Genomic DNA, 23037 nt, shown 5'->3' on the forward strand with positions numbered 1-23037 from the left:
AGCCGTCAGGCCGCGCCGATGCCGCCGAAGCTCATCAGCTTCAGTTCGGTGTATTCGTCCAGGCCGTGCCGGGAGCCTTCGCGCCCCAGCCCGGATTGCTTGATGCCGCCGAACGGCACCGTCTCGCTCGAGATCGCGCCGGTGTTGATGCCGACCATCCCGGACTCGATCGCCTCCGCGACGCGGAAGCAACGCGCGACGTCGCGCGAGTAGAAGTAGCTCGCCAGGCCGAACTCGCTCGCGTTGGCCCAGGTGATCGCCTCGGCTTCGGTGTCGAAGGCCACCAGCGGCGCGACGGGGCCGAAGGTCTCCTCGTCCAGGCAGCGCATGCCCGCCTTCACGTCGAGCAGCACGGTCGGCTGCATGAACCAGCCGGGTCCGTCGATCGCCTGGCCGCCGGTGCCCAGGCGTGCGCCGCGGTCCAGCGCATCGCGCACGTGCGACAGCGCCTTGCGCCGCGCCGTCTCGTTGATCAGCGGGCCTTGCGTCACGCCTTCTTCCAGGCCGTTGCCGGTCCGCAGCGCGCGGACACGCTCGATCAGCCGCGCCGCGAAGGCCTCGTAGATGCCGCGTTGCACGAAGAGCCGATTGGCGCAGACACAGGTCTGGCCGGCGTTGCGGAACTTGGAGGCGATCGCGCCCTCCACCGCCGCGTCGAGGTCCGCATCGTCGAAGACGATGAACGGCGCATTGCCGCCGAGCTCCAGACCCAGCTTCTTCACCGTCGGCGCGCATTGCGCCATCAGCAGGCGGCCCACCGGTGTGGAGCCGGTGAAGCTGAGCATCCGCACCGTCGGCGACGACGTGAGCACGGCGCCGATCTCGACGGCATCACCGATGACGACGTTCAGCACGCCGACCGGGAGGCCGGCGTCGAGCGCGAGTTCCGCGAGTCGTAATGCGGTCAGCGGCGTCAGCTCCGAAGGCTTCAGCACCATCGTGCAACCGGCTGCGAGCGCCGGCGCCACCTTGCGCGTGATCATCGCGGCGGGGAAGTTCCACGGCGTGATCGCAGCGCAGACGCCCACCGGCTCGCGCACGACGAGCTGCCGGCGATCCGGCGACGAGGCCGGGATCGTCTCGCCGTGCAAGCGCCGCGCCTCCTCGGCGTAGAAGCGGATGTAGCCTGCGGCGTAGACGATCTCGGCACGCGCTTCCGCCAGCGGCTTGCCCTGCTCCGAGACCATGACGCGCGCCAGTTCGTCGGTCTTCGCGATGACGAGCTCGAACCAACGCTGCAGCACCTCGGCACGAGCGTGACCGCCGCGCCGCCGCCAATCGACCTGTGCGATGCGCGCCGCCTCGATGGCCGCCTGCGCCTCTGGCGCCGAGGCCTTGCGCACCTGCGCGACGCGCTCGCCGGTCGCGGGATTGACGACGTCGAAGGAAGCGCTCATCGCGTCAGGACCTGCCGACGAAGCGGTAGAGCTCGGTGTGATCCGCACCCGGGCCGAGCGATTCGGAAGCTTCCGCGGTCATCGTGTACACGTCCTGGGCCAGGGCCATGGGCAGGCCCATCGCGCGGCCCAGCGACGCGGCGATGCCCACATCCTTCGCCTGCAGCGCCAGCGAGAAGCCCGAGTTGAACGCACCGTTCAGCATGAACTGGTGGGCCTTGTTCTCGGTCGTGTTGTTCCGCCCGGTCGAGGCCTGGATCACATCGACGATCGTGGCCGGGTCGATGCCGAAGGCCTCGCCCACATGGATCGCTTCCGCGGTGGCGATCAGCGCGGCGGCGGACACGTAGTTGTTCAACGCCTTCAGCGCATGGCCGGCGCCGACCGGCCCGACATGGGTGATGGCCTTGCCCATCGTCTCGAGCACCGGGCGCACTCGCTCGAAGGCGGGGACGTCGCCGCCCACCATGATGGCGAGCGTGCCCGCCACGGCCTTCTTGACGCCGCCCGAGACCGGCGCGTCGATCAGCGTGATGCCGGCCTCGCCCAGACGCTCGGCGAGCGCGCGGGTGCGATTGGGATCGGCGGAGCTCATCTCCACCACCACCGCGCCGCGCTGGAGTTGCGCGGCCAGCGGCCCCACGACGGCGTCGACGATGTCCGAGTTCGGCAGCATGGTCACGAGGACCTCGCAAGCCGCGAAGTCCGAGGCGCCACTGGCGATGCGCGCGCCGGCGTGGGCGTCAGCGAAGGCCCGGGCGACCTCCGGCCGGGCGTCCTGCACGACCAGCTCGTGGCCGGCGGCGTGCAGCAGGTGGGCCATGGGCGTGCCCATCATGCCCAGGCCGATGAATCCGATGCGGGTCATGGCGGCGGCTCCTCAGGCGTCCATTTCCTTGAACACCTCGGCGGCGACCCGGAACGAGTCGATCGCCGCCGGCACGCCGCAGTAGATCGCCGCCTGCAGGAAGACCTCCTTGACCTCGTCGCGGGTCAGGCCGTTGTTGATGGCACCGCGCACATGCAGCTTCAGCTCGTGCGGGCGGTTCAGCGCGGTGATCATGGCCAGGTTCAGGAAGGAGCGCGTGCGGCGGTCCAGCCCCGGGCGATTCCATACGTCGCCCCAGCAGTACTGCGTGACCAGCTCCTGCATGTCGATGTTGAAGTCCGTGGCGTTCTTGATCGAGGCGTCGACGTACTCGGCGCCGAGCACCTCGCGGCGGGTCGAGAGACCTTGGTCGAACAGGGCCTGGTTCTTCGGGGCGTACGCACGGGTCATCGGAAACTCCTGAGGGGGTGGGATGGGACGGGTCTCTGCGATCCGTCGATGGGGCAGATAGTGGCCGATTGTCTGACAATCCGACACTAGGAATGTATGGATTGAAAACGCGTTGATCGTGTTGTATGACAATCCGTCTGTATGAATATCCGGTGATCCGTCCGTCTGGACATCGCCCGCACACAGGTAGGATCCGGCCCATGAGCCTCGTCAAAGTTGCCCGAGAAGAGACGTCACTGCGCCAGCGCGCCACCCAGGCGCTGCGCACCGCCATCCTGGACGGCGTGCTCGCGCCGGGTCAGAAGCTGTCGGAGCGGGAGCTCTGCGAGAGCCTGGACGTCAGCCGCTCCTGCGTGCGGGAATCGCTGCAGCACCTGCAGGCCGAGGGGCTCATCACGATCATTCCGCACCGCGGGCCGGAGGTGACCAGCATCTCGCGCGACGAGGTGCGCGAGATCTACGAGGTCCGCGCCAGCCTGGAGAGCCTGGCCGGGCGCGGCTTCGCGACGAACGCGTCGGATCCGCAGCGGACGGCGCTGCGCGCCAAGCTGACCGAGCTCGCGCAGGCGCATGCCGCCGGCGACCGGGCCCGGATCCTCACGATCAAGAACCAGTTCTACGACATCCTGGTCGAGGGCTGCGGCAACACCGTGGCGGGGCAGATGCTGAAGCAGCTGAACAACCGCGTGACGGTGCTGCGCCGCATCTCGATGGCACAGCCGGGGCGGCTGCCCGAGACGCTGCGGGAGCTCGATGCGATCGTCACGGCGATCGAGCAGCGCGACGGAGAACTCGCCGCGCGGCTGTGCGGCGAGCATGTGAAGCAGGCGGCGGAGAACGTGCTCCGCAGCATGGGTTGAAGGCAGCCAGCGCCCTCGGTGGCGATGGCTGCCGCAGACCTCAGTCCGCGTACTGCCCGGACGCCTCGATCACCTTCTTCCAGCGCGCGACTTCGGTCTCGACGAAGTGCTTGTGGCCGGCCGGTTCGAGCCGGCCGTCGTTGACGACGCTGATGCCGAGCGCCTCCGAGCGCTTGACCAGGTCCGGGTCCTTCAACGCGGCCTTCAGCGCGTCGTTGAGCTTCTTCAGCACCGGCGCGGGGGTGTCCTTCGGCGCGTAGAGCCCGTGCCAGACGGTCACGCTGAAATCCTTCAGCCCGGCCTCCGACAGCGTCGGCAACGCGGCGAGCGCCGGCAGCGACATCCGTTGCGTGCTGGTCACCGCGTAGGCCTTGACCTTGCCGCCCTCGATCTGCGGCACGGCGTTGGTGGCCTGCTCGCACATGAGGTCGACCTGGCCGCCCATCAGGTCGGTCATCGCCGGGCCGGTGCCCTTGTACGGCACCGAGGTCAGGTTGGTCTTCAGCGCCGACTGCAGCATCAGCCCGCACAGCTGCGACGCGGAGCCCACGCCGGCATGCGCGAGGTTGATCTTCGACGGATCGGCCGCGATGACCTTGCGCAGCTCGTCGAAGGTCTTGGCCGGCATCGACGGCTTGGCGATCAGCGTGGACGGCGCCTCGTTGATCAGGCCGAGGAAGGCGAAGTCGTCGATGCCCTTGTAGGGCAGCTTGCGGTAGAGCGACGGCGCGGTCGCGAAGCCGATGTGGTGCACCAGCAGCGTGTAGCCGTCCGGCGGTGCCTTGGCCACGCGCGAGGTGCCCAGCGTGCCGCCCGCGCCGCCGACGTTCTCGACGATGACCGTCTGGCCGAGCTTCTTGCGCAGCGCCTCGGCCAGGTCGCGGGCGATCTTGTCCGACGGCCCCCCGGCCGCGAACGGCACGATCAGCGTCACCGGCTTGTCCGGGAATTCGGCGCGCGCCAGCGTCGTCACGACGCCCAGCGCCACCGCGATGCCGGTCAACGCCAGCCGCCTGCGGATCTTGTCCATGCGTGTCTCCTCGATGTCCTCTGATGGGATCTGTGGCTCTGCCCGAGGCGACCGCCCCGGCCTGTGCCGATCATCGAGACCCGCGCCGCTTCACACCAATGCCGGATTTGTTGGCTTTGATGCCGCGCCGGCACCGCCGGGGCGCTGCGCGGCGCCCGCGTTCATGCGGGACTCATGCTGGACTCATGCGGACTGATCCGAGGTTCATGTCGACGCTCCGCTCTCGTCGGCGACCGCCGTCCAGAACGTCTCCGCCGCCGCGCCCATCGGGCCGCGATCGCGGTGCAGCCGGATGTCGAGCTCCAGGTGCCAGTCCTTGCCCCCGGCAACCACCAGCCGCCCCGCGGCCAGGTCGTCGCCGATGAGGATCCTGGGCAGCCAGGCCACGCCGCGGCCGTCCAGCGCCATCGTGCGCAGCACCGACGCCAAGTGCGCGGTGAACACCGGCTGCACGTGGAGCCGGTCCAGCGCCGTGCCCTTGACCTCGCGCAGGATGCGCCCCAATCCCGATTCCGAGCTGTACGCGAGCAGCGGCACCGGGGCGCCCTTCGATCCCTTGCCGGAGTCCAGCGGATGCGCCGGCTCGCCGGCCGCATCGGGCGCGCAGACTGGCAGCAGCTGATCCTGGCCGACGACGACGCAGGCGATCGTCGCCTCATCCAGGGGCCCCTGCACCTGCCGGTGCCCATGCGCGAGCACGAACTGCACCTGGCTCTGCAGCAGCAGCGCCTCGCACTTCTGCTGGGTGTCGGAGACGAGGTTCACCGGACCGACGCTGGTCCGGGCCTCCAGCGCACGCAGCCAGCGCGGCATGAACGAGAACGACAGCGCATGCGTCGCCGCGAAGCGCAGCGTCTGCGAGCTGGCCTCCGCGATGGCGCGCGCCTCGCCGGGGACGCGGGCGACATGCGCCTGCAGCTCCTGCGCCGACTTGCGGAACCAGAGCCCCGCTTCGGTCAGCCGCGCGGGCTGCGAGCTGCGGTCGAAGAGGTCCGTGCCCAGCCACTCCTCCAGCGCGCGGATGCGCCGGCTGAAGGCGGGCTGCGTCATGTGGCGCTCCTCGGCGGCGCGCGAGAAGTTGCCGCTGGCGGCCAGCACCATGAAGTCATCGATCCAGCTCAGGTTCAGGGTCATGGTGGTGGCGGTGGAAGCAGCGCGCGAGGGGGCGGTGCGCGCAAGGCATCAAAAGCTAAGAAAACTGAATTGGCCTCGCGAGGGGGCACGGCGGGATCATGCGACCCATTCGAGCCAACCTGAAGTGGAGTTCCCCGTGAAGATCGTCGAGATCCGAGAAAAGACGCTGCCGATCAGCAGCCCCATCCGCAACGCCTACATCGACTTTAGCAAGATGACCCTGAGCCTCGTGGCGGTCATCACGGACGTGATCCGCGACGGCAAGCCGGTGGTGGGCTACGGCTTCAACTCCAACGGCCGCTACGGCCAGGGCACGCTGATGCGAGAGCGCTTCATCCCGCGCATCCTCGAGGCCGATCCGGACTCGCTGCTGGACAGCCGCGGCATCCTCGACGCCCACAAGGTCTGGGACGCGATGTTCACCAACGAGAAGCCCGGCGGCCACGGCGAGCGCTCCGTCGCCATCGGCACCATCGACATGGCGGTGTGGGACGCGGTCGCGAAGATCGAGGGCAAGCCGCTGTTCCAGCTGCTGGCCGAGCGCTACGGCACCGGCACGCCCAACCGCAAGGTCTTCGTCTACGCCGCGGGCGGCTACTACTACCCGGGCCAGGACCACGGCAAGCTCAAGGACGAGATGCGCAGCTACATCGACCGCGGCTACTCGGTGGTGAAGAAGAAGATCGGCGGCGCGTCGCTGGACGAAGACCTGCGCCGCATCGACTCGATCCTGAGCGTGCTGGGCGACGGGCAGAAGCTGTGCGTCGACGCCAACGGGCGCTTCGACCTGGACACGGCGATCGCGTATGCGAAGGCGCTGTCGAAGTACGACCTGTTCTGGTACGAGGAAGCCGGCGATCCGCTGGACTTCGAGCTGCAGGCGACGCTGCGCAACTACTACGCCAATCCGATGGCGACGGGCGAGAACCTGTTCTCCATGCAGGACGCGCGCAACCTGATCCGTTACGGCGGCATGCGGCCGGACCGCGACTGGCTGCAGTTCGACTGCGCGCTGAGCTACGGCCTGGTCGAGTACCTGCGCACGCTGGACATGCTCAAGGAACACGGCTGGTCCGCGAGCCGCTGCGTCCCGCACGGCGGGCACCAGATGTCGCTGAACATCGCGGCCGGCCTGGGCCTGGGCGGCAACGAGTCCTATCCGGACCTGTTCCAGCCCTTCGGCGGTTTCCCTGACGGGGTGAAGGTGGAGAACTCCTACGTCACGCTGCCGGACCTGCCGGGGATCGGGTTCGAGGGGAAGTCGGACCTCTACGCGGTGATGCGGGCGTTGTCGGACTGACATCGCTTTCCTGCACCATCAAGCCTCACTCGGCGTGCCGTCGGGTGGGGCTTCTCCCATTTGGTCAAACAACGCGAAGGGCAGCAAGTGATTGCTTTACCTATCTGGTAAACTTCTCTGTCTCTTGTTTGGCGCGAGGAGCGTCCTCTTGGAGATCCGTTTCAAGGACAAGCGGCTGCGCGAGATCTGCGAGAAGGCGCAGGTCGCAACGAAGAAGCTCGGGGACATCGCAGCTCGGAAGCTCCGCACTCGCTTGTCGGACCTGGAGGCTGCGAGCCACGTGGGCGATCTTGTTGCTGGCAACCCGCATCCACTCAAGGGCGACAGGGCAGGCCAGTTCGCACTCGACTTGTCCGGAGGATGGCGCCTGGTGTTCGCCCCCGCCAACGATCCGGTCCCTCGGCGTAGCGACATGTCTGTCGACTGGACTGCGGTCACCATCGTCTGTATCGAATTCATTGGGGACTACCATGACTGACACCGTCTTCGCGCCCGACTGGGTGTCGCCGCCCGGGGACACGATTCTGGACATGCTCGAGGAGCGGGGCTGGACGCAGCAGCAACTTGCTGACCGGCTGGGTTTCTCGCTCAAGCACGTGAATCAGTTGATCAAGGCCAAGGTTCCGCTTTCGGAGGACGCGGCTGTACGCCTGCACAACGTGGTCGGAGGATCTGTCGGCTTCTGGTTGACCCGCGAAGCACAGTATCGGGAGAGGACCGCGCTGCAGGAGGCTGCGCAACGCAACGCAGACATGGCGCCGTGGCTGGAACAGTTCCCGATCAGGGAACTCATGGCTTTGGGTGCGCTGAGCAAGCGTCGGGTGGATACAAAGTCAAAGCCGGTCATCGTGGGCGAACTGTTGTCCTTCTTCGGCGTTGCGAGCCCTGCACAGTGGGAAAGCCAATACGGCGAAATGCAGTTGGCCTTTCGACGCAGCCGAGAAGATCAGGCAGACGTCGGAGCGATCTCTGCATGGCTCCGAATGGGTGAACGACTTGCGGAGCGGGCGGACGGGCCGCGCTTTGATGAGGGCCGCTTTCGCGGCGCACTCGCGCGAATCCGGGCGCTCACGCTACTTCCGCCGGAGGAGTTCGAACCGAAACTGACGCGCCTTCTGCACGAGGCCGGCGTCGTGTTTGTTCTGGTTCCGGCGCTGCCGAGGACACATGTTTCTGGCGTAGCCAGGTGGCTCAACGCCCATCGGCCCTTGATCCAACTCTCGCTTTATGGGAAATCGAACGACAAGTTCTGGTTCAGCTTCTTCCATGAGGCAGCCCACATCCTCCTGCATGGACGGCAGAAGTCCACGGTCTTTCTGGATGATCCCACCAAGGCTGGGAGCAATTCCCCTGAGGAGCGCGAGGCGGATGCTTTCGCGTGCGAAGCACTGATCCCGTCAGCCCTGGCACGGGAGCTCCCCAATGTCTCGCCTTCCCGGGCGGCCGTTACGGCATTTGCGAAACGTGCCGGCGTCCATGCGGGCATCGTGGTGGGTCGAATGCAGCACGAAGGGCTGCTGGATGTCGCCTGGTTGAACGACCTCAAGGTGAGTTTCCGGTTCGCCCCTGAGACGGCCTGACAACGATCTAGCGCTGAAGCTCAGGAGCGCAGCATCACCTCCTGATGCCCCTTCCCCGCCGGGATCATCGGGAAGCAGTTCTCCGCCGGCGCGACGGCGACGTCGAGGAAGTACGGCCCGTCGCTCGCCAGGCACTCCGCCAGCGCTGCGTCGAGGTCCTCCCGGCGCTCGACGCGCAAGGCCTCCCACCCGAACCCCTTCGCGACCGCGACGAAGTCCGGCATGCACGCGTTATAGCTGTGGCTGTAGCGCTCGCCGTGATGCAGCTCCTGCCACTGCCGCACCATGCCCATGTGCCCGTTGTTGCACAGCACGACCTTGACCGCCGCGCGATGCTGCCGCGCCGTCGCCATCTCCTGCAGGTTCATCAGGATCGACGCGTCCCCGCTGACGCAGACGACCAGCCGGTCCGGATGCGCCACCTGCGCCCCGATCGCCGCGGGCAGGCCGTAACCCATCGTGCCTGCGCCGCCCGAAGTCAGCCAGCGCCGCGGCCGCTCGAACGCAAGGTGCTGCGCCGCCCACATCTGATGCTGGCCGACATCGGTCGACACGATCGCGTCGCGGCCGGCGAGTTGTGCCTGCAATCGCGTCATCAGCGCCTGCGGGGCGATCACGTCCGGCGTGTCCTCGAAGGCCAGCGAACGCTGCGCCCGCCAGGCGTTGATGCGCGTCCACCAGTCCACGAGCCGTTCCGCAGGCATCGCGCGTTGCTCCAGCGCGCGCCGCAGCCGCGGCAGCAGCACGCGTGCATCGCCGCACAGCGCGAGATCCGCGCGACGCACCTTGTCGATCGACGCCGGATCGACGTCCAGGTGGATCACCCGGGCGTTGGGGGCGAAGCTGTCCAGGCGCCCCGTCACCCGATCGTCGAAACGCGCGCCCGCGCACACGATCAGGTCGGCGTGATGCATCGCCAGGTTGGCCTCCAGCGTGCCGTGCATGCCGAGCATGCCCAACCACTGCGGCGATGACGCAGGCAGCGCTCCGAGCCCCATCAAGGTCAGCGTGCAGGGCGCGCCGCTCAGCGCGACCGAGGCCGCAAACGCCGCGCAGGCCACGTCCCCTGCGTTGATCAGCCCGCCGCCGCCGTAGAACACCGGGCGCTGCGCTGTCGCGATCCAGTCCGCCGCCTGCTCGACCGAGCGCACGTCCACGGCCGGCATCTCCCTGAGCGTCCTGATCGGCAGGCTCGAGGTCTGACGCGCTGGCGCCAGCTGCACGTCCTTGGGCACATCCAGCAGGACGGGTCCCGGCCGTCCGCCCAGCGCGATGTCCACGGCCTGCCGCACGCGCGCCGCCACATCGTCGCCGGGCCGCAACTGCGCGTTCCACTTCGTCACCGGGCGCGAAATGCCCAGCGCATCGCACTCCTGGAATGCATCCGTCCCGATCACGGCGCTGTTCACCTGCCCGCTGATGCAGAGCACCGGGATCGAGTCGCACAGTGCGTCCAGCAACCCCGTCGTCGTGTTGCTCATCCCAGGCCCCGAGGTCACCAGCACCACGCCCAGGCGTCCCGTGCTGCGCGCGTAGCCCTCGGCGGCGTGCACGGCCGCCTGCTCGTGACGGACCAGGATGTGCCGCAGCCGCGGCTCGCCATGCAGCGCGTCATACAGCGGCAGCACCGCGCCGCCGGGATAACCGAAGACGGTGTCGATCCCGCAGGCGACCAGTGTGTCGAGGAGCGTCTGCGCGCCGTTGCGCGTCGTGGCTTCAGGGGCGCCCAGCACGGCGCCGTCGATCAATGCATTCATGCGGGTCAGTATCCCGGGGCCCTCCCGGGAAGCGTTGCCGTTCTTGCCTCCTAGAATTGCCATCGCAGCAAACTTTCCTTCAAAAGCGACATGGATCAGGAAATCAAGCTCGACAAGTTCGACCGCGCCATCCTGCGGGCCTTGCAGCGCAATGCGCGGGCCAGCCTTCAGGAGGTCAGCGAAGAGGTGGGCTTGACGACGTCGCCTTGCTGGACGCGCATCAAGCGGCTCGAGGAGTCGGGCGTGATCGAGGGCTACACCGTCAAGGTCAACGCCGAGAAGATCGGCCGCCCCGAGCAGCTCATCGTCCAGTTGACGCTGAACAAGCACACCGACGCGGCGATGGCGGAGTTCGCGCGGCACCTCGAAGCGATCCCCGAGGTGATCGACGCCTATCTCGTGTCCGGGGACTACGACTACGTGCTGCGCCTGTCCGTCCGCGACACGCGTGACTACGAGCGGCTGCTGCGCGAGAAGCTCTACAAGATCCCCGGCGTGCGGCACAGCAAGTCGAGCTTCGTGCTGCGTTGCCTGAAGGCGAGCTCGCTGCCGCTTTGATGATGGCTGCGGCGCGAGACATCGTCACCTCGGCACCGGCGGCGTCGGTGGCACCGGCGATTCCGGCACCTTCAGCATCCGCAGCATGTAGGCGCGCGACGCCGCCACGTGGCGGCGCACCGCCTCGTTGGCGATGGCGGGATCGGCGTGCATGAGCGCCTGCAGCATCGCGCGTCCCTGCGCGGCCAGGATCTCGAGTTCCGGCGCCCAGAGCGCCACCCGCGCGCGCCGGAATGCCTCCAGCAAACGCCCGCGGGACGCCTGCATGCCCAGGGCCTGGTCGTTGCCACCCAGGCGACCCAGGTGGTCCTGCAAGGCCTCGTCGGCCGCGAGCAGCTCCCGCACGCGGCCGGCGCGCGTGGCCTCCTCCAACGGCTCCAGCAGCGCGTTCACGCTGGACAGCATGTGCGTCGAGCCCGCCCCTGGCGTCCGGCAGGCCCGCGCCAGCAGCATGGACTGCAAGGCCTCGCGGACATCGAAATACTCGTCGATGAAACGCGCATCGACCGCCCGCACCACCGCGCCCTTGTTCATCCGCATGTCCACCATGCCGTCGCCCTGCAGTTGCAGCAGCGCCTCCCGCACCGGGACATTGCTGACGCTGTAGTGCGCGCTCAGCTCATGCAGCGTCAGGTGCTGCCCCAGCCGCCAGCAGCCGTCCTCGATGTCGCTGCGGATCTGGTCGCGCAGCCGCAGATAGGTCGGCGTATTGATCGGGTGTGTGGAACGAACCATCGCGGCACTCCGTCCGGTGAACTGTGGTGAATCACGGATCACTCTACGGAGAGATGAACGCCCTTTGCCATGCCGAATCGACCCTGAATCGGCGTTCTTGCTGAAGCGCAATGAATGCGCATTCGGACGCCGGATCGACTGCCCCATCGACGCATTTGTCGCGCCGCACCCTACCGGAATCAGTCGAATCGATCCCGCATCGAAGGAAGTCGCTGTGTTGTTTCCGCATCGGTGACCACCAAGCGCTACAGTCGCGACCGGGAGGTCTGCGACTAAGAGGCGAATGCCCGATGTCAAACACCCGAATGGAGCCCGTTGAATGGCCAAGTCCTTGAAGCAAGTCCTGTCCCAGATCGAGAAGCTGAAGAAGGAAGCCGAGTCGCTGCGCGCGAAGGAGATCTCCGGCGTCGTCGAGCGCATCCGTGAGGCCATCGATCATTACGGGCTCACGGCCGAAGAGCTGTTCGGCACGGCCGCGACGAAGTCGTCGGGCCGGGGCAGAGCGGCCAAGGCAGGCAAGGTCGCGAAAGCCGCCGCGGGTCCGCGCAAGGCCAAGGCCTCGCGCAGCGCGGGCGCCCCGAAGTACCACGACGGCGCCGGCCGCACCTGGACCGGCGTGGGCAAGCGCCCGAACTGGTTCAAGGACGCCCTGGCCGCCGGGAAGACGGCCGAGGACCTGCTGATCAGCTGAGTGCCACCTCGCGCGGCGCGGCACTGTCGGCCAGGAAGTCCTTCATCGCCAGGAGGACCCCGTCGCGCGCATTCGCACACGCCATCGAATCCATGATGGGCTCCGACGCCAGCAGGGCGCGCTCCGCCGCGGGCAGGTTCCGCGCATGACGCTCGAAGACCCTTCTCTGCCCTTTCGTCAACGCGGAGAGCGCCTCGAGGGTCGCCATCGATGCGGCCTTTCCGGCCAGTTCGTGGATCTCCCGGGGCTCGAAGCGCTTCGCCGCACGGGCGGCCACGACATAGGCGTCGACGCATTGTTCGAAACGCGCTCCTCTCAAACGATCTGCCAGCGTCTTCGCTGAAACGCCTGCACCGAAGGACGCCTTCGGTGCGCCCGTCAATTTCTTGAAGCGCGCCGGATTCGACGTCACGAACTCCTGGACCATTTCCTTGACGACGGACTCCATGGCCTTGCGCGCCTGGTCCAGCGTCAACCTGTCCTTGGCCGGGACGGCCGAGGCCTTCGACGGGGCATGGATCGCCGCCGCAGGTTCTGCGGCGACCGTCCGGACTCGCAGCGGTACCGGCGGCAGCGGCCGTGGCGGCGGTAGCGGCCGCAATCCGCCGGCACACGGCTTGGACGGTGGTCGATGCGCATCGATGTGCGGTGATGCGAGCTTGAGCGCCTTCGTCTGGATGGCGTCGATCGTGGTGTAGAGCACGTCGGCGTCGGCCTTCTTCTTGAGGCGGCGGCCACCGACAGCATTCTTCTGAAACTCGATCTGGATGTAGTTCAGTTCTTTCGCGTCGGTGCGATATGGCGCCACCGAATCGACGTCGTGAGGCGGGGCCCCCACGTCCGCGGGACCGGATGTCGACGTCGCGTCGTCGTGGAGGGGATCAGTCGTGGACGACTGAAAAGGACGAAGAGGAAGGTGGAGGGGCATGGCCTGACGGATGGAGTGGAAAGACATCGGCCCGGCACGCGTTGCGCGGCCGGGCCAATCCATCAGTCACTCATGCAAACCCGCGCGGTTCGGCGGAAAAACCGCCTCACCACACCCGGCAGCGCTCCGCGTCCGGCTTCACCATCTTCTGCCCCGGCTTGCAGCGGAAGGCCTGCTCGAACTCGGGCATGTTCACGACGACGCCGTTGATCCGGTAGCGCCCTGGTGAATGCGGGTCGGTCAACGCATGCACCCGCGCATATTCAGGTCGGGCATGGCTGCAGTCCCATTGCGCGAACCCGACGAAGAAGCGCTGCTCCGGCGTCAGGCCGTCGCGGTCCGCGGGCTTCGGCGACATGTCGGCGATCTGCGCCTTCCACGCCGCGTGCGCCAACACCAGGCCGCCCAGATCGGCCAGGTCCTCGCCCAGCGTCAGCTTGCTGTTGATGCGGATGTCGTCGACGACCACGTACTGCGCGTACTGCTTCGTCACGCAGGCCGCGCGTTGCTCGAAGGCCTGGCCGTCCTTCTTCGTCCACCAGTCGCGCAGGTTGCCCTTGGCGTCGAACTGCCGGCCTTCGTCGTCGAAGCCGTGGATCAGCTCATGGCCGATCGTGCCGCCGGTGTTGCCGTAGTTCGGCGCGTCGTCAAGCTTCGGATCGAACAGCGGCGGCTGCAGCACGCCGGCAGGGAAGTTGATGTCGTTCATCTGCGCGTCGTAGTACGCGTTGACCGTCTGCGGCGTCATGCCCCATTCGCCACGGTCCAGCGGCTTGCCGATCTTGGCGAGCTGACGCTTGAGCTCGAAGTCGTTGCCGCGCATCACGTTGCCGGCGAAGTCGTCGCGCGCCACCGTCAGCGCGCCGTAGTCGCGCCAGCGGTCCGGGTAACCGACCTTGTTGACGATCGCGTGGAGCTTCTCCTGCGCGCGCTGCTTCGTCGTCTCGCTCATCCAGCTCAGCGACCGGATGCGCGCGGCCATCGCGTCCTCGATCTGCTTCGTCATCGTCAGCGTCTTGTCCTTCAGGTCGGGGCTGAAGTTGCGCGCGACGAATTCCTGGCCCAGCGCCTCGCCGAGCTGCGCATCGACCAGCTCGACGCAGCGCTTCCAGCGGGCCTTCAGCTGCGGCACGCCTTGCAGCGTCTGGCCGAAGAACTCGAAGTTCGCCTGGACAGCCGCGCCCGACAGCGTCGGCGCCTGGCTGCTGACCAGCTGCCAACGCAGGTAGTTGCGGAGTTGCGCGAGGTCGCGCTGGCGCAGTTCCTTCGACAACGCCTTGAAGAACGCGGGCTCGGTGACGTTGTAGGTCGCCTGCGGGTCCAGGCCCAGCCCGCGCTGGTACGCGGCCCAGTCGAAGCCCGGCGTCAATGCCTGCAGGCCGGCGGCCTTCATCGGATGGAAGCCCTTGTACGGGTCGCGCTTGTCGACCCGGCTCAGCGAGGCCCGCGCCAATGCGGTCTCCAGGGCCATCACCTGCCGGGCCTGCGTGCGTGCGGCCTCGGGCGTGTCGCCGAGCAGCTCGAAGCTGCGTGCCACGTGCGCGATGAACTGGTCGCGCAACGCGCGCGACTTGTCGTCGGCCTTGAAGTAGTACTCGCGGTCGGGAAGGCTCAGGCCCCCGGCGTAGGCGAACGCGATCACGCGCGTCGAGTCGGCCATGTCCTGGCCCGACGTGAAGTGGAACAGCACGCGCTCGTTGTTGGTCGCGAGGTGCAGCGCGGCCAGCAGCGCAGGCAGTTCGCGCCGGTCCTTGAGCGCATCGATGCGCGACAGCAGCGGGCGCAGCGGCGTCAGCGCGTGGCGGTCGGCGGCGGACTCGTCCATGCAGGCGGCGAAGTAGTCGCCCATGCGGGCCTGATTCGCCGTGCGCTGCGGGTCGGCCGCCGAGAGCTTGTCCAGGATGCTCCAGAGGTAGCGCTGGTTCTCGTTGGCCATCTTGGCGTAGACCGACCAGCGCGCCTGGTCCGGCGGGATCGGATTGGCGGCCATCCAGCCGCCGCAGGCGTACTGGTAGAGGTCCTCGCAAGGATCGGCGCTGCGGTCCATCGCCGCGGTGTCGAGGCTCGGCGTGTAGGGCAGCTGGTCGAGCGGCCCCTCCGGCGCCGCGGTGACGCCAGCGCTGGCCGCTGCGGCCGGCGTCGCGTTCTGCGAGTTCTGCGCGAGCGCGTCGGCGGCGGCGCCAAAGGAAACGGCCGCGACGAGCGCGGCCGCGGCGGTGCGGGCGAGGAGGGGAGAGGTCATGCTCGACAGCGGAGAGTGTGTGCTGCCGGCATTCTCCGCCAGCGGCCTCCCGCTGCAGGGTGCCGGACGACACCTCGGGTTGACCCGTCTTGGCGGCCGTGCCGGGACGGCGCCTCAGACCTTCGGGGTCACCGGCTCATAGTCGAGGCCCTGCTCCTCGCGAAGACCCAGCGCCGCGGGATCAGGCAAGGCCGTGGGATCGGCAGGCGCCGTGGCACCCGCCGGCTCCGTCCGCTTCGGGAGCGCCGCGCGACGGTCGTGCTCCGCGCGCACCAGGGCCATGGTCGGCCACAGTCGGTCTGCCATGACCCTGCGGTAGTCGACGCCATTCCCACGCATGTCGGACATGCGGCTGACGACGGCGCAATAGTTATCTGTCGTCACCCGTTTCATCCACTTGTCGAGCTGCCCATCGCTCAGCCCCTTGACGACGTGGGACATGCGTGCCGCGAGAATCAACGCTCTGGCGGAGGGCTTGTCCAGCGAGAAGTCGACGAATGCGCGATCGACGTCTCCCTCGATCTGCTCAAGGAGGGCTCGATGTTCGTGCTTGAGCGGCTCGCTGCAGAATTCCTTGATCGCCTTGCCCGCACCGTAGGAATCACTCGACCTGAAAGGTTTGAGCGGACCGGCGTCATTCCTGCGCGTCAGCACCTCGACTTCCCGTCGCATGAACGCTTCCAAGGCGCGACCTCTGTCTGTGCTGGCGTCGCCCCACTCCTTGAATGCCTGCGATTCCTTGAAGGCCTTCTCGGCGAAGTGTTGCGCTGTCGCCTTCTTCTGAGCGCGGATGACGGCATCGTTCGGATGTTCGGCGCGCACGGCCGGTAGCGCACCTTCCTCTTCCGGCGCGGGTGCCGAAGCCGACGCCGACGCCGACGCCGACTCCAGCTCGGAGGGTTGCAGTGTCGTCTGTGAGGAGTGAACTTTCATTTTTTGCCGCCGCGTTTCCAGGGTGAGAGCGCGCAGTCCGAGGGACCACGCGCAGGCATCAGTGGAAAAGCAGCAGCAGCGAGCAGGGATTTTTTCAGCTCGCCCTGACGTCACTCCTGCCGGGGGACGCGAACCAGCGGCACGGAGCGCCCTGCGCCCCGCGCCGCACCCGCTTACTGCGCGCTGAAGGTGTTGAGCGCCTTCGGGAACTTGAACAGCCACAGGTGCGTCAGACGGTCGACCTCGTTGCCGCGCGTGACGCGCGACAGGACCGCGCCGGACGCGCAGGTGCCGTCCTGGGCGATCACGCCGTTGACATCGACCGTGCACTCGGTCGGATCGCCGGCCACAGGCTTGCCCTTGGCATCCGCCAGCACCGTCTTCAGGCCGAAGTCGTTGTCGTTGATCAATGCCAGCGTGTTGCCGTCGACGATCGCCAGGCCCTCGGCCTTCTCGGCCTTCCAGCCGGCGGCGTTCAGGTCGAGCAGCACCGTCTTCTTCAGCTTCACGACGTTGGCCCAGCTCACCGCCGAGCTCGTCACGCCGTCGATGCTGTTCTTCTCGAGCTCGATGCCGATCGCGGCGATGTCGGTCGCCGTGGCCGGCACCTCGACGAGCATCAGGAAGTTGCGCACCGCGCCGTTCGCATCGGCGCCCTGCTCCACCACGATGAACTTGCCGTTGCCCAGCGACACCAGGTCGCCCAGCTTGGCGCTGCCCGTGCGGTTGCGATCCCACTTCTCGCCCTTGGCGGCGAGCGGGTAGCTCAGCGGGTAGGCGTACAGCTTCGAGGTCTCGGTCTTCGGGTCGAACTCGATCCAGCGCGCGAACTGCGCGAAGTCGCGGACCTTCACCTTGTCGGTGTTCTTGCCGTCCTGGTCCATGTCGGCGCTGTCGACGACCTCGATGCTCTTGCCGGCGTTGTCCACGGGATCGATCGGGCTCTGCAGGAAGCCGTGCAGCTTGCCGCCGGCGACATCCATCGCCAGGCCTTCCATGCCGCGGTTCGCGCGACGATTCCTCAGCACGTCGGGCAAGCTGCCGGCGGTGGTGCCGGGCGCATAACGCTTGATGATCTTGAAGGTCGCGGCGTCGATCTTGACGATGAACGGGCCGTACTCGTCGGAGGTCCAGAACACCTTGTTGGCGTCGTCGTAGACCAGGGTTTCGCTGTCGAGGCCGTTGGCGTCGAAGGCGCCCTTGGTGCCGTCGTACTTCAGCGTGTCGGACAGCGGCACCTCGGCGCTGCTGCCGACCGCGCCGAAGGGCAGCGGACGGCCGGTGACGGCGGAGCCGTCGGCGTTCTTCAGCGGATTCAGCGCGGAGATGACCGCCCCGTCCTTGCCCAGCGTGATCACGCCGATCGACGGCGAGAAGCTCGGCGCGGGGAACATCTTCGTCGTGACGATGGCGCCGTTGTCGGGGCGCGGCGCGTTGGGGCTGTCGCCGTTGGGGCCGCGATCGGTGATGCCCCAGAACTCGAGCGCGCCCGCGGCGTTCTTGCCCTTGTAGACCAGGCCCGATCCGACCGCCGGGTAGAAGCCCTTGGGGAAGTCCTTCTTCGCGTCGGCGTTGCTGCCCTCGTAGGGCACGTACTGGTTGTCGGCCGCCTTGATCTGGAACTTGGTGATCGCGACGGCGCCGCCGGCCGTGGCCTGCGTGACGGTGCTCGTCTCGGTCTTGCCCAGCAGCGTGGCGAGCGTGGATTCGTAATGCTCGACGGCGGCGGCGCGGCGGTTGGCATTCATCGTGCGGGCAGCATACGCCTGGCCGTAGACGTCGTTCTGGCCGGCCGGCAGCAGCGCGGCGAAGGCTTTGTCGAAATCGGTCGCGGCGGCCGCGAAGTCCAGCGTCTTGCCCGCGAAGGCGTCATGCACCGCCGTCGGGATCTTGATGCCGTTGGTGGGATCGTCGTCCTCGTCCAGGGCCTGCAGGAACACGAGGCGGTTGGCGAGCTTGTCGTCCGTCAAGGTCGCGGAGCCGGCGAGGTCGCCGACGGAGATCGTCTCGCCGCATTTCGCGCTGCCCACCGCGACGCCGCCGACGGTGAAGCTCACCGTGTCGCCGGTCTTGCAGGTGAAGGCGCCATTCGCGGCCGTCTTGCCGCTCGTGCCGCTCGGTGCCAGCGCATAGCTGACGCCCTCCACTGGCGCGTCCACGAGGCGCGACTGGATCGTCGGCACGACCGGTTCATCGTCGCCGCTGCCGCAGGCGCTGAGCGCCGCGGCCGCGATCAAGGTGATCAGCGGGAGTTGCGGGCGACGGATACGGTTGGCCCGAGGGGCGGCGAGGGTGGAAGCGGATCGTGCGGTCGTCTTCGTCATGTCGTTCTTTCGTGGATCGCGGAGGCCCGCCATGGCGGGACAGGGCGGCACCCTAAGCAGCGCTGATGACAGCGCTGTTAAGCGGCTTCACGAATAGACACGAATACGACAAGAACCGGACTTCACCGCCCGGCCCCCACGGCCGGCACGGCCCCGAGTTGGGATGCCCCGCTAGGCGCAAACCGGAGCCATAGCCCAGCTATGGCGAGGATTTGCAACGACGCGGGGCGCCCAAATCGGGGCCGTGCCGGCTGTGGGGGGGATTAACCGTTGACCTTGATGCGGTTGTTGACGGACTGGACGCCCTTGGCGGCCAATGCCATCGAGCCCGCGCGGTCCCGCGCGGCCAGGTCCGGCGCCGTGCCGTCCAGCGTCACGTGGCCCTTTTCGGTCTCGACCTTGACGTCGAGCGCGCTCAGCTTCGGATCACCGGCCAGCGAGGCCTTGATGGACGTCGTGATCTGGGCGTCGTCGATGGCGGCGCCCGCCTTGTCGGCGGCGCGTTCCATCTTGGCCCCAGCCTTGTCCATGGCCTGCTCGGTGTCCTGCTTGGCGGTTTCGGACTTCTGTTCCATCTTGGCGATGCCATCGTCCAGGCGCTGGCCGGCGGTGCGGCCATCATCCTCGCGACCGCAGGCGGTCAGGGCGACGGCGGCCACCACGGCAGGCAGCAGCAGGGACAGGGCGGTCGGGCGGTAAGAGTGCTTCATGGCGAGGCTCCTTTCGCGGTGCGAATCGCTGATATCGCGGCGCAACGCGGATGAGGCGGAAGTTCCGCAAACATTCCGCGGGTGGCCGCGGATCCATGACTTCACTGTAGAGATCCCCCCATCGGCACGGGGTCGGCTGCCGCCGGAAGCGCCGGTCGCCCGGCGTCCCGGCGCGCCGTAGGCGCGCGCCTACAGGCCGCCGCCGGCCGGCGGCAGGCCGCCCTCGCCCGCAGGCGTCGGCGCCTGGGCCGGCGATGGCGCCGCACCCGGCGCCGCACCCGGCATGGCGCTGGACATGGCAGTCAGGCCGGGAATCGGGAAATCGATCCGCGGGATGTCCGGCTCGTCCTGCTTGAGCGGCAGCCAGGCGCAGACCTCGGTGCCCTGTCCCGGCGCACTGCGCAGCCGCAACTGGCCGCGTTCGGCCTCGACGCGGAAGCGCATGCCCAGCAGCCCGTGCGAGCCGAGCGCCAGGCGGCCCGGGTCGAAGCCCTGGCCGTTGTCGGTGACGATGACCATCGCCTGCGCGTATTCGCGCTTGAGCGCCACGGTCACCGCGGTCGCATGGGCGTACTTGGCGGTATTGGTCAGCGCCTCCTGCACCAGCCGGAAGGCGGTCAGCTGCGCGCTCGGGACCAGATCCACCGCCGGATCCAGCTCCACCGCGATCGGCACGCCCAGCCGCTCGGACATCTCGCGGCACAGGATCTCCAGCGCCGGCACCAAGCCCAGCTGATCGAGCGTCGACGGGCGCAGGTCCTCGATGATCCGGCGCTTGAGCGCGATGCCGCTGTTGAGCGTCTCGGTCAGGTGGGTGAGCCGCTGCATCAGGTCCGGCGCGCCGGCCTGCAGCTTGGGCCGCAGCCGCGCGACGTCGAGCTTGGCCGCCGTCAGCAGGGCGCCCAGCTCATCGTGCAGGTCGCGGGCCAGGCGGGCGCGCTCGTCCTCGCGCGCGGTCTGCAGGTGGCGTGCGAGCTGCGTCAGCTCGGCGGTGCGGCGGGACACCTCGACCTCCAGCCGGTCGCGCTCGGCTCGCACCTCCTGGGCCTGCTCGGCGCGCTGGACGTCGAGCGCCCGGCTCTTGCGCACGAACAGCACGAACACGATCAGGCTCAGCAGCGTCATGCCGGCCACGCCGATGCGGCTGAGCATCAGCGTGTCGTAGACCTGACCGGTGCCGAGCGCGATGCGGCGGTTCTCGTCGGTCAGCAGTTCCGCCGAGCGGCGCCGGATCTGCTCCATCTGGTCGCGGCCGATGTCGGTCATCATCAGCTCACGGCCGGCCGACTCGCGTCCGCTCTCGTAGAGCTTGAGCACTTCCTGCAGCTCGCTGAGCTTGGCGCTGACCGCCCCGGCGATCTCCTTGCTGCGGTGCTCGGCATCCTGGGCGCCGACCTGTGCGTACATGCGCTGCAGGGAGTTCAGGCCCTGCGACGCGTCTTCCGCGGCGAAGCGGTAAGGGTCCAGGTATTCCGGGCGGCGGGTGATCAGGTATCCCCGTTGCCCTGACTCCGCGTCGGTCACGCGGGCCATCAGCCGGAGCAGTTCCATCCGGGCCCGGCCCAGCGTGTCCAGACGGTCCATCTGCGAGACGGCGCCGAAGTAGGCCAGCTCGCTGATCAGGATCATCAGCAGGGCCACGAACACGCCGAGCGGCATCGCCCACGTCTTGCGACCCAGGTTCGTGACGGTGTCCTTCAGGCTCATCCTCTACACTCCCTGAGCGATTTCGCTCACTTGACCATCGCCACCATGATCCGAATCGCCATCGTCGACGACCACGCGATTGTCCGCGCCGGGCTGCGGCAATTCCTCTCCGAACAGGTCGACCTGCGCGTCACCGGCGAAGCCGGCTCGGGCCGCGAGGCGCTGGACCTCGTGCGCGCCGGCGAGCTCGACGTGATGCTGATGGACCTCTCGCTGCCCGACCAGAGCGGCGTCGAGACCCTCGCCGCCATCAAGGCCCGCAAGCCGGAACTGCCGGTGCTGATCCTCAGCGGCTTCCCGGAGACGCACTACGCGACCACGCTGCTGCGCCAGGGCGCCAGCGGCTACCTCAACAAGGAATGCGACCCCGAGGAGATCGCCACGGCGATCCGGACGGTCTTCCGCGGCCGCAAGTACATCACGCCGGCCGTGGCGGAGCTGCTGGCCGACGGCCTCGGCGCGCCGGCCGACCAGGCCGCCCACGACACGCTGTCCGAGCGCGAGCTGCAGGTCTTCCTGCGCCTGGCGCGCGGAGAGACCGTGGGCCACATCGCCGACGGCATGTCGCTGAGCGTGAAGACGGTGTCGACCTACCGCTCGCGCGTGCTGGAGAAGCTCTCGCTCAGCACCAACAGCGAGCTGACGTATTACGCCCTCAAGAACGGGCTGATCGAGTAGCCGCATCGCCGGCGTCCCGGTTGGCCGCGTCGACCAGGCCGCCGCAGTAGGCCAGCAGGTCTTCCAGCTCGGCCGATTTGTCGAAGACCTTGTCGGCGCCCAGCGCGAAGCAGCGCTGGCGCATGTCCGGTGTGGCGTAGTTGCTGAGCACGACGCGGCGCGCTCCGGGCATGCGCTCGCCGGCGGCGCGCAGCACGTTCAGTCCGGTCCCCTGCGCGAGGAAGATGTCGATGATCAGCAGGTCGCAGCCGGGATGGTCTTCCGACAGCCAGTTCAGCGCGCCGTTCTCGTCGACCGCATGGCCGAGGACGCGCAGGTCCACCATCTCCTCGAGCGTCGCCACCAGGTTCTCCCGGATGACGGCGTTGTCCTCGACGAGGAAGCAGGTGAGGGCGGCGCTGGCGGGCTGGGCATCCATGGGGGGCTCGTGAACTGCTCGAAACCACAAGCGGGTAAGCGCGAACGGACGGGTTGCAGGGGCAGACCGTCCGTTCGCGCGGTGCGCCCGGGGCGGGTGGTCAAGCCGCCGTCGGACACACGATCAGGGGAATCGCGTCAGCGCATCAGTTGCGGATCGCGATCTCGTTCTTGACGCGCTTCACGCCCTTGACTTCACGCGCCAGGCGTTCGGCGTCGGACTTCTCCGTGGCGTTCTTGGCGAAGCCGGTCAGCATCACCTCGCCTTGCAGCGTCTCCACGTGGATGGAGCTGGCGTCGACCGACTTGGCCTCGACGAACTTGGACTTCACCGCAGTGGTGACGGCCGCGTCGTCGACGTACTCGCCGACGGAGGATTGACCGCGCGTCACGGCGCAGCCGGGCAGCAGGGTCAGGGCGCCCACAGCGGTGGCCAGGGCGAGAACGGTGGCTCGAATCATCATGTTGATCTCCTTCGATTGATGAAAAGGCTCGGACTCACGCGGCGTGGCGGTCTGACGACACGACAGCAGGGGCCGGCTCGGCGAACGTCGCGGGGGCGTGGTCCAGCAGATAAGGAAGCGCCGCTTCCAGACCCAGCACCGGTTCGTGGTCGCTGACCGCGGTCCATTGGACCTGGCAGGCGAATTCATGAACGTGCAAGGCGAGGGAATGGTGGTCGGCGATGCCCATCTGTCAGCTCCTTGTGCACCCCGTGGTGCGCTGGGATTGACTCTACGTATCCCGAACAGTCCGCCCTGTCGTCCGCGTCCGCGA

General features: G+C 67.9%; 23 protein-coding genes. 7 read left to right on the plus strand and 16 right to left on the minus strand.

Going from position 1 to position 23037, the window contains the following annotated elements; genetic code table 11:
- Positions 1 to 5: 5 nt before the first annotated feature.
- Genes ACQ4L4_RS21260 through pcaC form a run of 3 tightly spaced genes read right to left on the minus strand, consistent with a single transcriptional unit; the run spans position 6 to position 2676 of the window.
- Positions 6 to 1397 (minus strand): NAD-dependent succinate-semialdehyde dehydrogenase, encoded by a 1392-nt coding sequence (locus ACQ4L4_RS21260; protein WP_431100852.1) that lies wholly within the window; start codon positions 1395 to 1397, stop codon positions 6 to 8.
- Between the two features lie 4 nt (positions 1398 to 1401).
- Positions 1402 to 2265 carry an NAD(P)-dependent oxidoreductase gene (locus ACQ4L4_RS21265; RefSeq protein WP_431100853.1) on the minus strand — a complete coding sequence of 288 codons (864 nt, stop codon included), beginning with the start codon at positions 2263 to 2265 and terminating at the stop codon, positions 1402 to 1404.
- Between the two features lie 12 nt (positions 2266 to 2277).
- A complete protein-coding gene (pcaC, locus tag ACQ4L4_RS21270) occupies positions 2278 to 2676 on the minus strand; it encodes a 4-carboxymuconolactone decarboxylase (protein ID WP_431100854.1) in 399 nt (132 codons plus the stop codon).
- Between the two features lie 200 nt (positions 2677 to 2876).
- Between pcaC and ACQ4L4_RS21275 the strand changes: the two genes are divergently transcribed.
- Positions 2877 to 3536 (plus strand): GntR family transcriptional regulator, encoded by a 660-nt coding sequence (locus ACQ4L4_RS21275; protein WP_431100855.1) that lies wholly within the window; start codon positions 2877 to 2879, stop codon positions 3534 to 3536.
- Positions 3537 to 3576: 40 nt separating this feature from the next.
- Here the strand turns inward: ACQ4L4_RS21275 and ACQ4L4_RS21280 are convergent, their stop codons facing one another.
- Complete coding sequence (locus ACQ4L4_RS21280; RefSeq protein WP_431100856.1) at positions 3577 to 4566, minus strand: tripartite tricarboxylate transporter substrate-binding protein; 990 nt, start codon at positions 4564 to 4566, stop codon at positions 3577 to 3579.
- Positions 4567 to 4770: 204 nt separating this feature from the next.
- On the minus strand, positions 4771 to 5700 hold the full coding sequence (locus ACQ4L4_RS21285) for a LysR substrate-binding domain-containing protein (RefSeq protein ID WP_431100857.1): 930 nt from the start codon (positions 5698 to 5700) through the stop codon (positions 4771 to 4773).
- 136 nt (positions 5701 to 5836) lie between these two features.
- Here ACQ4L4_RS21285 and ACQ4L4_RS21290 point away from each other — a divergent pair, with 136 nt between their 5' ends.
- The 3 genes from ACQ4L4_RS21290 (at position 5837) to ACQ4L4_RS21300 (ending at position 8580) form a co-directional block, all read left to right on the plus strand.
- On the plus strand, positions 5837 to 7000 hold the full coding sequence (locus ACQ4L4_RS21290; RefSeq protein ID WP_331617048.1) for a mandelate racemase/muconate lactonizing enzyme family protein: 1164 nt from the start codon (positions 5837 to 5839) through the stop codon (positions 6998 to 7000).
- A gap of 148 nt (positions 7001 to 7148) precedes the next feature.
- On the plus strand, positions 7149 to 7478 hold the full coding sequence (locus ACQ4L4_RS21295; RefSeq protein WP_431100858.1) for a type II toxin-antitoxin system RelE/ParE family toxin: 330 nt from the start codon (positions 7149 to 7151) through the stop codon (positions 7476 to 7478).
- Positions 7471 to 8580, plus strand: coding sequence for an ImmA/IrrE family metallo-endopeptidase (locus ACQ4L4_RS21300; RefSeq protein ID WP_431100859.1), 1110 nt, complete (start codon positions 7471 to 7473; stop codon positions 8578 to 8580). The genes ACQ4L4_RS21295 and ACQ4L4_RS21300 overlap by 8 nt, the downstream gene beginning before the upstream one ends.
- Before the next feature lie 20 nt (positions 8581 to 8600).
- Here the strand turns inward: ACQ4L4_RS21300 and ilvB are convergent, their stop codons facing one another.
- A complete protein-coding gene (gene ilvB, locus ACQ4L4_RS21305) occupies positions 8601 to 10337 on the minus strand; it encodes a biosynthetic-type acetolactate synthase large subunit (RefSeq protein ID WP_431100860.1) in 1737 nt (578 codons plus the stop codon).
- Between the two features lie 90 nt (positions 10338 to 10427).
- Here ilvB and ACQ4L4_RS21310 point away from each other — a divergent pair, with 90 nt between their 5' ends.
- Entirely contained in the window at positions 10428 to 10895 is a 468-nt protein-coding gene (locus tag ACQ4L4_RS21310) for an Lrp/AsnC family transcriptional regulator (protein WP_377158984.1), read from the plus strand.
- 24 nt (positions 10896 to 10919) lie between these two features.
- Here the strand turns inward: ACQ4L4_RS21310 and ACQ4L4_RS21315 are convergent, their stop codons facing one another.
- A complete protein-coding gene (locus tag ACQ4L4_RS21315) occupies positions 10920 to 11630 on the minus strand; it encodes a GntR family transcriptional regulator (protein WP_431100861.1) in 711 nt (236 codons plus the stop codon).
- Positions 11631 to 11949: 319 nt separating this feature from the next.
- Here ACQ4L4_RS21315 and ACQ4L4_RS21320 point away from each other — a divergent pair, with 319 nt between their 5' ends.
- On the plus strand, positions 11950 to 12321 hold the full coding sequence (locus tag ACQ4L4_RS21320) for an H-NS family nucleoid-associated regulatory protein (protein ID WP_377158978.1): 372 nt from the start codon (positions 11950 to 11952) through the stop codon (positions 12319 to 12321).
- Here ACQ4L4_RS21320 and ACQ4L4_RS21325 read toward each other — a convergent pair.
- From ACQ4L4_RS21325 to ACQ4L4_RS21350, 6 genes are all read right to left on the minus strand, one after another.
- Positions 12314 to 13312 (minus strand): hypothetical protein, encoded by a 999-nt coding sequence (locus tag ACQ4L4_RS21325; protein ID WP_431100862.1) that lies wholly within the window; start codon positions 13310 to 13312, stop codon positions 12314 to 12316. The genes ACQ4L4_RS21320 and ACQ4L4_RS21325 overlap by 8 nt on opposite strands.
- A gap of 43 nt (positions 13313 to 13355) precedes the next feature.
- Positions 13356 to 15491, minus strand: coding sequence for a M13 family metallopeptidase (locus ACQ4L4_RS21330; RefSeq protein WP_431100863.1), 2136 nt, complete (start codon positions 15489 to 15491; stop codon positions 13356 to 13358).
- Positions 15492 to 15605: 114 nt separating this feature from the next.
- Positions 15606 to 16424, minus strand: coding sequence for a hypothetical protein (locus ACQ4L4_RS21335; RefSeq protein WP_431100864.1), 819 nt, complete (start codon positions 16422 to 16424; stop codon positions 15606 to 15608).
- A 173-nt stretch (positions 16425 to 16597) separates the two neighbouring features.
- Entirely contained in the window at positions 16598 to 18748 is a 2151-nt protein-coding gene (locus ACQ4L4_RS21340) for an esterase-like activity of phytase family protein (protein WP_431100866.1), read from the minus strand.
- Positions 18749 to 19011: 263 nt separating this feature from the next.
- The gene (locus ACQ4L4_RS21345; RefSeq protein ID WP_431100867.1) at positions 19012 to 19458 is read right to left on the minus strand and encodes a BON domain-containing protein; all 447 of its coding nucleotides are present in this window, start codon (positions 19456 to 19458) and stop codon (positions 19012 to 19014) included.
- 189 nt (positions 19459 to 19647) lie between these two features.
- Positions 19648 to 21165, minus strand: a complete 1518-nt coding sequence (locus ACQ4L4_RS21350; RefSeq protein WP_431100868.1) for a CHASE3 domain-containing protein — start codon at positions 21163 to 21165, stop codon at positions 19648 to 19650.
- 45 nt (positions 21166 to 21210) lie between these two features.
- Here ACQ4L4_RS21350 and ACQ4L4_RS21355 point away from each other — a divergent pair, with 45 nt between their 5' ends.
- On the plus strand, positions 21211 to 21843 hold the full coding sequence (locus tag ACQ4L4_RS21355; RefSeq protein WP_377158957.1) for a response regulator: 633 nt from the start codon (positions 21211 to 21213) through the stop codon (positions 21841 to 21843).
- Here the strand turns inward: ACQ4L4_RS21355 and ACQ4L4_RS21360 are convergent.
- From ACQ4L4_RS21360 to ACQ4L4_RS21370, 3 genes are all read right to left on the minus strand, one after another.
- Positions 21821 to 22261, minus strand: a complete 441-nt coding sequence (locus ACQ4L4_RS21360) for a response regulator transcription factor (RefSeq protein ID WP_431100869.1) — start codon at positions 22259 to 22261, stop codon at positions 21821 to 21823. The genes ACQ4L4_RS21355 and ACQ4L4_RS21360 overlap by 23 nt on opposite strands.
- A 145-nt stretch (positions 22262 to 22406) precedes the next feature.
- Positions 22407 to 22721 carry a BON domain-containing protein gene (locus ACQ4L4_RS21365; protein WP_297524751.1) on the minus strand — a complete coding sequence of 105 codons (315 nt, stop codon included), beginning with the start codon at positions 22719 to 22721 and terminating at the stop codon, positions 22407 to 22409.
- A gap of 37 nt (positions 22722 to 22758) precedes the next feature.
- On the minus strand, positions 22759 to 22953 hold the full coding sequence (locus ACQ4L4_RS21370; protein WP_377158952.1) for a hypothetical protein: 195 nt from the start codon (positions 22951 to 22953) through the stop codon (positions 22759 to 22761).
- Positions 22954 to 23037 lie beyond the last annotated feature (84 nt).

The organism is Roseateles noduli, assembly GCF_050626985.1.
GTDB lineage: Bacteria > Pseudomonadota > Gammaproteobacteria > Burkholderiales > Burkholderiaceae_C > Roseateles > Roseateles noduli_A.

Excerpts from the sequence above, each read along its gene's own strand:
- ACQ4L4_RS21260 (WP_431100852.1), bottom strand. The coding sequence starts at position 1,397 with ATGAGCGCTTCCTTCGACGTCGTCAATCCCGCGACCGGCGAGCGCGTC.
- ACQ4L4_RS21265 (WP_431100853.1), bottom strand. The coding sequence starts at position 2,265 with ATGACCCGCATCGGATTCATCGGCCTGGGCATGATGGGCACGCCCATG.
- pcaC (WP_431100854.1), bottom strand. The coding sequence starts at position 2,676 with ATGACCCGTGCGTACGCCCCGAAGAACCAGGCCCTGTTCGACCAAGGT.
- ACQ4L4_RS21275 (WP_431100855.1), top strand. The coding sequence starts at position 2,877 with ATGAGCCTCGTCAAAGTTGCCCGAGAAGAGACGTCACTGCGCCAGCGC.
- ACQ4L4_RS21280 (WP_431100856.1), bottom strand. The coding sequence starts at position 4,566 with ATGGACAAGATCCGCAGGCGGCTGGCGTTGACCGGCATCGCGGTGGCG.
- ACQ4L4_RS21285 (WP_431100857.1), bottom strand. The coding sequence starts at position 5,700 with ATGACCCTGAACCTGAGCTGGATCGATGACTTCATGGTGCTGGCCGCC.
- ACQ4L4_RS21300 (WP_431100859.1), top strand. The coding sequence starts at position 7,471 with ATGACTGACACCGTCTTCGCGCCCGACTGGGTGTCGCCGCCCGGGGAC.
- ilvB (WP_431100860.1), bottom strand. The coding sequence starts at position 10,337 with ATGAATGCATTGATCGACGGCGCCGTGCTGGGCGCCCCTGAAGCCACG.
- ACQ4L4_RS21310 (WP_377158984.1), top strand. The coding sequence starts at position 10,428 with ATGGATCAGGAAATCAAGCTCGACAAGTTCGACCGCGCCATCCTGCGG.
- ACQ4L4_RS21315 (WP_431100861.1), bottom strand. The coding sequence starts at position 11,630 with ATGGTTCGTTCCACACACCCGATCAATACGCCGACCTATCTGCGGCTG.
- ACQ4L4_RS21320 (WP_377158978.1), top strand. The coding sequence starts at position 11,950 with ATGGCCAAGTCCTTGAAGCAAGTCCTGTCCCAGATCGAGAAGCTGAAG.
- ACQ4L4_RS21325 (WP_431100862.1), bottom strand. The coding sequence starts at position 13,312 with ATGGATTGGCCCGGCCGCGCAACGCGTGCCGGGCCGATGTCTTTCCAC.
- ACQ4L4_RS21330 (WP_431100863.1), bottom strand. The coding sequence starts at position 15,491 with ATGACCTCTCCCCTCCTCGCCCGCACCGCCGCGGCCGCGCTCGTCGCG.
- ACQ4L4_RS21335 (WP_431100864.1), bottom strand. The coding sequence starts at position 16,424 with ATGAAAGTTCACTCCTCACAGACGACACTGCAACCCTCCGAGCTGGAG.
- ACQ4L4_RS21340 (WP_431100866.1), bottom strand. The coding sequence starts at position 18,748 with ATGACGAAGACGACCGCACGATCCGCTTCCACCCTCGCCGCCCCTCGG.
- ACQ4L4_RS21345 (WP_431100867.1), bottom strand. The coding sequence starts at position 19,458 with ATGAAGCACTCTTACCGCCCGACCGCCCTGTCCCTGCTGCTGCCTGCC.
- ACQ4L4_RS21350 (WP_431100868.1), bottom strand. The coding sequence starts at position 21,165 with ATGAGCCTGAAGGACACCGTCACGAACCTGGGTCGCAAGACGTGGGCG.
- ACQ4L4_RS21355 (WP_377158957.1), top strand. The coding sequence starts at position 21,211 with ATGATCCGAATCGCCATCGTCGACGACCACGCGATTGTCCGCGCCGGG.
- ACQ4L4_RS21360 (WP_431100869.1), bottom strand. The coding sequence starts at position 22,261 with ATGGATGCCCAGCCCGCCAGCGCCGCCCTCACCTGCTTCCTCGTCGAG.
- ACQ4L4_RS21365 (WP_297524751.1), bottom strand. The coding sequence starts at position 22,721 with ATGATTCGAGCCACCGTTCTCGCCCTGGCCACCGCTGTGGGCGCCCTG.
- ACQ4L4_RS21370 (WP_377158952.1), bottom strand. The coding sequence starts at position 22,953 with ATGGGCATCGCCGACCACCATTCCCTCGCCTTGCACGTTCATGAATTC.